General features: G+C 71.5%; 5 protein-coding genes and 1 pseudogene. 3 read left to right on the top strand and 3 right to left on the bottom strand.

Going from position 1 to position 8637, the window contains the following annotated elements; translation table 11 throughout:
* Positions 1 to 81: pseudogene (locus ABZ646_RS33690) on the bottom strand (recombination protein RecR); the annotation flags it as partial.
* Positions 82 to 152: 71 nt separating this feature from the next.
* On the opposite strand from ABZ646_RS33690, the gene ABZ646_RS33685 reads away from it, so the two are divergent.
* The 3 genes from ABZ646_RS33685 to ABZ646_RS33675 are packed head-to-tail and all read left to right on the top strand — an operon-like array spanning position 153 to position 5370.
* Positions 153 to 1097, top strand: a complete 945-nt coding sequence (locus ABZ646_RS33685; protein ID WP_360527456.1) for a hypothetical protein — start codon at positions 153 to 155, stop codon at positions 1095 to 1097.
* 8 nt (positions 1098 to 1105) lie between these two features.
* Positions 1106 to 3964 (top strand): stealth conserved region 3 domain-containing protein, encoded by a 2859-nt coding sequence (locus ABZ646_RS33680; RefSeq protein WP_360527453.1) that lies wholly within the window; start codon positions 1106 to 1108, stop codon positions 3962 to 3964.
* A gap of 8 nt (positions 3965 to 3972) precedes the next feature.
* Complete coding sequence (locus tag ABZ646_RS33675; RefSeq protein WP_360527450.1) at positions 3973 to 5370, top strand: hypothetical protein; 1398 nt, start codon at positions 3973 to 3975, stop codon at positions 5368 to 5370.
* Positions 5371 to 5387: 17 nt separating this feature from the next.
* Here the strand turns inward: ABZ646_RS33675 and ABZ646_RS33670 are convergent, their stop codons facing one another.
* Positions 5388 to 6371: an endonuclease/exonuclease/phosphatase family protein gene (locus ABZ646_RS33670; RefSeq protein ID WP_360527447.1), complete on the bottom strand. Its 984-nt coding sequence runs from the start codon at positions 6369 to 6371 to the stop codon at positions 5388 to 5390.
* A gap of 75 nt (positions 6372 to 6446) precedes the next feature.
* A complete protein-coding gene (locus ABZ646_RS33665) occupies positions 6447 to 8576 on the bottom strand; it encodes a 3-hydroxyacyl-CoA dehydrogenase NAD-binding domain-containing protein (RefSeq protein ID WP_360527444.1) in 2130 nt (709 codons plus the stop codon).
* Between the last annotated feature and the right edge of the window lie 61 nt (positions 8577 to 8637).

Below are 8637 nucleotides of genomic sequence, written 5' to 3'. Positions count from 1 at the left end.
GAGGAGTTCCCTGATGCGCAGGTCGTCGGGGCCGACGCCCTCGATCGGGCTGATCGCCCCACCGGGCACCACGTCCTCGCCAGCCCCTACGAGCTCCCCGACCGGGCGCTGTCCCCGGCGCGGCACCAGGTCGAGCAGGGGGCGGCGGTCTGATGAGCGCGCGCCGTCGTCTCCTCGCCGCCGTCCGGCGCCGTGCCACGGCCCGGCTCGCCCGGCCGCGTGCCTGGCTGATGAACCGGCTCTTCCTGCCCCGCAGGGCGGGCCGTACCGCACGTCTGCGCTACGCCGCCCTGCTGGACGGCCAGACCGTCAACCTGCACGCCGAGCTGCCCGGCTCGGTGACCGGGGCGGACCACGCCGAGATCGTCGTACAGCGTCGGCGCCACCGTCACCGGGTCCCCGCCCGGGTCTACGCCGGGCGGGACGGCCGCTTCCTCGTCGACGCGGCGGTGCTGCTGGGCACCGGCACCAGGGGAGTGCCCGTCACCCCGGGGCGCTGGAAACTGCGGCTGGACGTGGGCGCCGGGCGCCGGGTCCGCCAGTTCCCGCTGCTGCTCGCGGAGCTGACGAGGCCTCCGACGGGCACGACAGGGCCCATGACGTCGTCGCCGGTCACCGCCGACCGCTACCGGCTCGGCCGGACCGTCCGGGGTGACGCGCGCTTGGTGTGCGCCAAGGCGCGGCCCGCCGCCGAGGTGGTCAACGTGCACATCGAACACGCGCGCATCGAGGTCGATCTGCGCCTGCTCGGAGTCGGCTCCGACGCCCGGCAGGCCGAGTTCGTCGCCGCCGGGCGGAGTGTGACGCGCCCGCTGGACGAAGTGGAGCCCGGCGTCTGGCGGGTGGACGTCCCGCTGGCCGAGATGGTCCCGACCGGAAGCCGGCGCGTGCACTGGGACGTCCTCGTCCACACGGACGCCCGCGCGCCCCTGCGCCTCGGGCGCCGGCTGCACGACGTCCGGGCGCCGGGGCGGGTGTTCGCGATGCGGAAGATCCTCGTGGCACCGCGACGCGACACCCTGATGATGATCGAACCCCGCTACACCCCCGCCGGGAACCTGCGGTTCACCTGCGGTGACGGTGCCGGGGCGGAGTAGAGGAACCCATGAGAATCGCCTTCCTGCTGACCCAGGCCGACGTGCTGGGCGGCGAGGAACGAGCCGTGCTCGGTCACGCCGGTACGCTCGCCGACCGGCACGAAGTCAGCGCCATCAGTGTGTTCAAGGCGCGGCGCCGGCGCTTCACGCCCCCCGATCCCCGGGTGCCGGTCAGGTTCCTCATCGAGTCGCTCCAGCACCGGCCCGTACGCCGCTCGACCCTGGACGCCGGCACCAGCCTCGCCCTGAGCGCGGTGCCCAGTGAGGTCGTCGAGCGCCGCTGGGACGACCGCTTCCACCGGCTCGCCGACATCGAACTGGAGTACGCGCTTCAGGACATCGACGTCGACGTCCTCGTCACCACCTCGTCGGCCCTGCTCGCCTACGCCGCGCGGTTCGCCCCGCCGCACGTCCTCACGGTCCACTACGAACTGAGTGCGCCGGAAGTGGCCGGCCCCGCCGCCGAACCCCTCCTCCGGCACATCACGCGCTGCGACGCGGTGGCGCTGGCGTGCGCCCGCTCCCACGACTGGTACACCGAGACGTTCGGCGCCGGTGCCCCGTCGCTCGTGGTGATCCCGCCCGCGCTCGCGGAGGGGTTCCGGCCCCGCTCCACACTGGAGACCCGGATGGTGACCCTGGCCGCCCGGCTGGAGGAGCGTTCGGGGATCGCCGACGCCCTGACCGCCTGGGCGCGGGTCAGCCCGCTGCACCCCACCTGGGTCCTGCGGATCATCGGTGACGGCCCGCTCGGCAACCGGCTCACCGGCCACCGCGACCAGCTCGGCTTGCACGGAACCGTCCAGTTCGTGGGGGAGGCACCGCCCAGCCTCGCCGAGGAGTGGGCCAAGGCCAGCGTCGCGCTGAGCACCTCGACCGAGGACGCCGTGGGACTGGCGCTGCGCGAGGCCCAGGCCGCCGGGGTGCCCGTCCTGGCGTACGACAGTCCCCACGCCCCCCGGGAGATCGTGCACGAGGGGCGCACCGGCCTCCTCACCACTCCCGGGGACACGGATGCCCTGGCCACCTCGCTGCTCAACTTGATCGAGAACACCGAGACGCGCCTGGGCATGGGCAACCTCGCCGCCGAGGCGGCCCTGCGGTTCCGGGCCGGCGACCAGTGGGACGGCCTGCTCACCGCACTCGATGCGGACCGGGCGAGCGGTCGCCGCGCCGCGCTGAAGGCCGAGCGGATCGCCGCGCACGCCCTCGTCGCCGGTGCGGGCGGCCAGGCCCGGGCCGCGGCCGCCGCCCCGCGCAGCACCCAGCACTCCAGCCGGCTCCAGCAGGCCGAGGAGCGGCTCCTCACACAGCGCGGCCTGGTGCGCGACGGCGGACAGGTGTGCCGCCTGATCGACGCGGAGACCCCCTTCGACACCGTCCAGGCGAACCTGGCGATGACGGCTGCCGCGCTGGAAGCGGCCCGCATCCCGTACTTCGTCTCCCGGACCACGAAGGTGCGGCACACCGTCGCCGTGCACGCCGACCACCGCGAGGCCGTCCTCAAGGCGCTCGCCCAGCACTTCGAGAAGCAGGCCGTGTACATGGCACTGCTCAACGACGCCGACACCTCGGTCGCCACCACGCTCGCCGGACTCGCCACCGAGTACCTGCGCACGGACTGCTCCGGAGTGCGGGTCTACCAGAGCGTCGTCACACCGTCCCGCACCCTGCGGCTCGGAGCGGCCTACGGCTGTACCGTCGCGTTCTGGGAGGACGACCCGGAGGACTCCGGCACCATCGTCTCCCCGTACCGCACCCTGATCGGTTCGAGGGTGCCCAAGAGCGCGCTGCGCCGGGTGCCGATGGCTCTCGGCGGGCGCCAGTACCCGACGCTGGAAGCGTTCGCGGGCACCCTGCACCACGACATCGCGTTCCCGGTCGACGCCGTCTACACCTGGGTCGACGGCGCCGACGTCTCCTGGCTGGAGCGCAAGAACGCGGTACTGGCCGCCAAGGGGATCGAGACGGAGGACGCGGCCACGAGCGCGGCCCGCTTCCGCAACCGCGACGAACTGCGGTACTCACTGCGGTCCCTGGACATGTACGCCCCCTGGATCAGGAACATCTACCTCGTCACGGACCGGCAGGTCCCGAAGTGGCTGGACCCCCAACACCCCCGGGTCCGCGTGGTGGACCACACCGAGATCTTCGGCGGCGAAGGGGCGTTGCCCACGTACAACTCGCACGCCATCGAGAGCCGGCTGCACCACATCGAAGGACTGGCCGAGCACTTCCTGTACTTCAACGACGACGTCTTCGCCGCCCGCCCCCTCCAGCCCGGCCTGTTCTTCCTGGGCAACGGCCAGTCGAAGCACTTCATGTCGTCGAACGCCATTCCGATGAACCCCATCACGGACGGCGACGAGTTCAGCCGCATGGCGGCGAAGAACAACCGGCAGCTGGTGGCCTGGATGTTCGGCCGGACCCTCGTCAACTCGTTCATCCACGCCCCGCACCCGTTGCGCCGCAGCGTCATGTACGACCTGGAGGAGCAGTTCCCGGACGCGCTCGGCAACACCGCCCGCAACCAGCTGCGCGACCCGTCGGACGTGTCCGTCGCCTCGTCGCTGCACCACTACTTCGGCTACTACACGGGCCGCAGCGTGCCGGGCGGCATCTCCAGCGGGTTCGTCAACGTCGGCCTCAGCGAGCAGGTGAAGAGGCTCAACCACCTCCTCGCGGAGCGGGCCAACGACGTCTTCTGCCTCAACGACTTCCACGGCGGGGACATCTCCGAGGACGAGCAGGACGCCACCCTGGCCGCGTTCCTGCCCAGCTACTTCCCGATAGCCAGCCAGTTCGAGGCGGGTTCGCCCCGCAACCAGCTCTTCCACGCGGGGCGCCTGCCCGGCTGGCCGCTCTGAAAGGAACCATGAACACGTTCTGCATCCTGGGCAACTCCGTGGCCACCTCCCGCAGGCCCGAAGAGGCGCCCATGGCCGGCTGGGGCCAGTACCTCGACGAGTTCCTCTCCGGTCACCACGAGGTCAAGAACTACGCCCGCGACGCGATGACCGCGCGGTCCTACTACACCGAGCGGATGGCGAGCCTGCTCAACTCGCTCGTCCCCGGCGACATCGTGGCCATCGACTTCGGTGCCGTCGAACAGCGGGTCAACGTGCCGCTGCGCTACCACAGTCCCCGGGAGTTCGCCGAGTTCCTCCGGCTCTACGTGGAGGCGGTCCGCGGTGAGGGAGCTCTGCCGCTGCTGCTCACCCCGACGGCGCGCTGCGTCTACGACGTCCAGGGCAACGTCCTGAACACCCATGACGTCTACCCGGACGTGATCCGCGAGGTCGCGGCCGGCACGGGCGCCGACCTGATCGACCTGAACCACCACACCACGCGGTTGCTGCAGGAACTCGGCCCCACCCGGGCGCGGCGCCTCTTCCGCTGGACCGACCCGGGCGAGCACCCCCACCACCCCGAGGGCATCGTCGACTCCACCCACTTCAACGAGACCGGTGCCCGCGAAGTGGCCCGCATCCTCTGCTCCGCGCTCCTGCACGCCCGCACCCTGCCGCCCGGCCTCGTCAACCCCGACAGCCTCGGCGCGGGTGAGTACCCGCCGGTGACCGCCGAGTTCACGGTCGCCAACCCCGAGTCCGTGCTCTACGGCGGCAACCGGATCACCGGCCCGGCACCCGTGATCGCCGCCCCCACCCCCTCGAAGATCGTCAGCCCGCTGCACAAGTTCGCGGGAACGGCCCCGCCCGGCACGTCCTACCTGCTGTTCTTCGAGAACGGCGGCTACCTCGGCGGCACCTCCATCGGTCCCACCGGTACCTGGCAGTGGCGCCGAGCGGTCAGCTGGCCCGGCGGCGACCACCTGCTGCAGGCGGTCGGGCTCACGGAGTCCGGCGTGACCGAGGTCGCGTCGGTGCCCTTCACCGTCTGGGACCACGTCGAGCCCCCGGTCGTCCTCGGCCCCCGCGAAGGCGCCTTCAGCGGACCGCGGCCGCGCTTCTCCGGAACCGCCGACCACGGCGTGACCAAGGTGGTGCTGCTCGAAGGCGGCCGGCTGATCGCCGAGGCGCCGGTGCGCGACGACGGCACCTGGAGCGTGCGCCATGCGCACGACTGGAAGCCCGGCACCTACCAGGTCGACTTCGTGTCGGTCTTCAGCGCCCTGCACTCCAGGCCGGCCTCCCTGCGGCTCAGGGTCCACGGGATTCCCGAGGGCAACTGGATCCGGGAGTCCGCGCTCCGCGCCCGCGAGGTCTGCGGGGACGAGAAGTGCGAGCACCTGCCGTTCCACGGGCGCTGGTGACCGGGCGGCCCCGGTGATCAGGGCATGCGCAGCCGTACCGTACCCACGAGAGCACGGTGGTCGGAGCACCTGACGAGCCCCCGGCACGAGGTGGGGACGGCCAGGGCGACGGCCGCGTACGGTCCGGCCAGCCGCGACTCGCGCACGAAGATCTCATCGATCTTGGCACGGCCCCCGCAGGGCGGCGCGCTGCCGGGAGTCCCCAGTGCCGTCCACTCCCCGTACCCGGGACAGTGGGCCTTGTCCGCGTCGTCCAGTTCCCGGTGGCTTCCCGTGTTCGCGGGGTTGGCGGCCGTGGACGCCGAGGGCGCGTAGAACGCGTTCAGCCGGGCGTAGTCGGGCTGGGCGTTGAAGTCGCCGGCGATGATGTAGGCCTGACCGGCCGCGTCGAAGCCGTCCAGGACGTTCAGGACCGCCCGGAGCTGCCGGACGTTGACGGGAACGCCGGAGCGCACGGCGTTGCTGGTGGTGAGGTGCACGGTGCAGAACTTCATCCGGGGCCCGTCCCGCAGCGCCGCGCACAGCAGCCGCCGGTGTTCCGCCGTGCCGTCGGAGGGCAGGAGGTACTCCCGCGAGGAGCCCAGCGGCTCCCTGCTGAACAGGGCGATGCCGTAGTCGCCGGTGCCACCGCACAGTCCGGGCGACGCGGCACGTGTGGTGGCGAAGCGGGCGAACGCCCCGGGACCGTCGGGCCACCCGCGCTCGGCGAGGAGTTTCCTCATCCGGTCGAACTGGCCCCGGCAGACCTCGTTGAGGGAGACGAAGTCCGCCTCGCGGTGGCGTATCGAGTCGACGGCGGCCTCGGCCAGTCCGTCGTCGACGGCGCCGTGGTGCAGGGCGTTCCCCGCGATGTTCCAGTGCCAGACGCGGAACGTGCGGTCGGTGTGCCCGTCCCGGCCCGGCCACGAGAGGGCCGCGGCCAGGGCGGTGAGCGCCGCCACGACCGCGAGCAGCGTCGTGCGGCCGGACACCGGACCTGTGAGCGTGTGCGATTTTCTCATGACAACCGGTATTTTCCCGGAACGACGACGGGGGCCTCCGCAGCACTGCGGAGGCCCCCTGCGGCTGACCGGCCGTTACGCCGGGACCGACGCCACGCCCGGGGCCAGGAACTTCTTGCCGTTCACGCGCTCCGAGACGCCCTCGCGGTCCAGGTACGGCGTGATGCCGCCCAGGTGGAAGGGCCAGCCCGCGCCCGTGATCAGGCACAGGTCGATGTCCTGCGCCTCGGCGACGACACCCTCGTCGAGCATGAGCCCGATCTCCTGGGCGACGGCGTCCAGGACGCGGTCGCGGACCTGCTCCTCGCTGAGGACCGAGTCGCCCTGCTTCAGCAGCGCGGCGACCTCGGGGTCCAGCTCCGGCTTCCCGCTGTCGTACACGTAGAAGCCGCGCTTGCCCGCCTTGACGACGGCCGCGAGGTTCGGGGAGACCGTGAAGCGGTCCGGGAAGGCCCGGTTGAGGGTCTCCGAGACGTGCAGGCCGATGGCGGGACCGACCAGCTCCAGGAGGACGAGCGGCGACATCGGCAGGCCCAGGGGCTCCACCGCCTTCTCCGCGACCTCGACCGGGGTGCCCTCGTCGATGACGTTCTGGATCTCGCCCATGAAGCGGGTGAGGATGCGGTTCACGACGAACGCGGGGGCGTCCTTGACCAGAACGGCGGTCTTCTTCAGCTTCTTGGCGACGGCGAACGCGGTCGCGAGGGACGCGTCGTCGGTCGCCTCGCCGCGCACGATCTCCAGGAGCGGGAGGATCGCGACCGGGTTGAAGAAGTGGAAGCCGACGACCCGCTCGGGGTTCTTCAGCTTCGACGCCATCTCCGTCACCGACAGCGAGGAGGTGTTGGTGGCGAGGATCGCGTGCGCCGGGGCGACCGCCTCGACCTCCGCGAACACCTGCTGCTTGACGCCGATCTCCTCGAAGACCGCCTCAATGACGAAGTCCGCGTCCGCGAAGCCCTCGGCCTTGTCCAGCACACCGGTGACCAGGGCCTTGAGACGGTTGGCCTTGTCCTGGTTGACACGGCCCTTGCCGAGCAGCTTGTCGATCTCCGCGTGGACGTAGCCCACGCCCTTGTCGACGCGCTCCTGGTCGATGTCGGTCAGCACGACCGGCACCTCCAGGCGGCGCAGGAACAGCAGCGCGAGCTGGGAGGCCATCAGACCGGCGCCGACGACACCGACCTTGGTGACCGGGCGCGCCAGGTTCTTGTCCGGGGCGCCGGCGGGCCGCTTGCCGCGCTTCTGCACCAGGTTGAACGCGTAGATGCCGGCGCGCAGTTCACCGCCCATGATCAGGTCGGCGAGGGCCTGGTCCTCGGCGTCGTAGCCCTGCTGGAGGTCGCCGTTCTTGGCGGCGGCGATGATGTCCAGGGCGCGGTACGCGGCCGGGGCGGCGCCGTGCACCTTGGAGTCGGCGACGAACCGGCCGCGCGCGACGGCCTGGTCCCAGCCCTCGCCGCGGTCGATCGCCGGACGCTCGACCTTGATGTCGCCCTTCAGCACCTGGGCGGTCCAGATCAGCGACTGCTCCAGGAAGTCGGCGCCTTCGAAGAGGGCGTCGGCGATGCCGAGGTCGAAGACCTGCTGGCCCTTGAGCTGCTTGTTCTGGTTCAGGCTGTTCTCGATGATGACCGAGACGGCCTTGTCGGCGCCGATCAGGTTCGGCAGCAGCGTGCAGCCGCCCCAGCCGGGCACCAGGCCGAGGAAGACCTCGGGGAGGGAGAACGCCGGGATGGCCTTCGACACCGTGCGGTACGCGCAGTGCAGACCGACCTCGACGCCACCGCCCATCGCGGCACCGTTGTAGTACGCGAAGGTCGGCACCGCGAGGCCGGCGAGGCGCTTGAAGACCTCGTGGCCGCCCTTGCCGATGGCGAGCGCGTGCTCGTGCTCCTTGAGCAGCTCGACGCCCTTGAGGTCGGCGCCGACCGCGAAGATGAACGGCTTGCCGGTGACACCGACACCGACGATCGTGCCGTCGGCGGCCTCCTTCTCCACCTGGTCGATGGCGGTGTTGAGGTTCGCCAGCGACGCGGGGCCGAAGGTGGTCGGCTTGGTGTGGTCCAGGCCGTTGTCCAGGGTGATCAGCGCGAACCGGCCGGCCCCGGACGGGAGGTCGAAGTGGCGTACGTGCGCCGACGTCACGACCTCGTCGGGGAACAGGTCGGAGGCCTGCTTCAGAAGCTCGGCGGTGGTGCTCACTTGTCCCCCTCGAAGTGCGGGTTCTCCCAGATGACCGTCGCGCCCATGCCGAAGCCGACGC

The sequence above is a fragment of the Streptomyces sp. NPDC007162 genome, assembly GCF_040634175.1.
In the GTDB taxonomy this organism is placed as follows: domain Bacteria; phylum Actinomycetota; class Actinomycetes; order Streptomycetales; family Streptomycetaceae; genus Streptomyces.
Note: the sequence above shows the minus strand (reverse complement) of the source record. Positions and strands in the feature narration are given on the sequence as shown.

What these genes read in the sequence shown, in the direction of transcription:
- ABZ646_RS33680 (WP_360527453.1), top strand. Translation starts at nt 1,106, where the DNA reads ATGAGAATCGCCTTCCTGCTGACCCAGGCCGACGTGCTGGGCGGCGAG.
- ABZ646_RS33670 (WP_360527447.1), bottom strand. Translation starts at nt 6,371, where the DNA reads ATGAGAAAATCGCACACGCTCACAGGTCCGGTGTCCGGCCGCACGACG.
- ABZ646_RS33685 (WP_360527456.1), top strand. Translation starts at nt 153, where the DNA reads ATGAGCGCGCGCCGTCGTCTCCTCGCCGCCGTCCGGCGCCGTGCCACG.
- ABZ646_RS33675 (WP_360527450.1), top strand. Translation starts at nt 3,973, where the DNA reads ATGAACACGTTCTGCATCCTGGGCAACTCCGTGGCCACCTCCCGCAGG.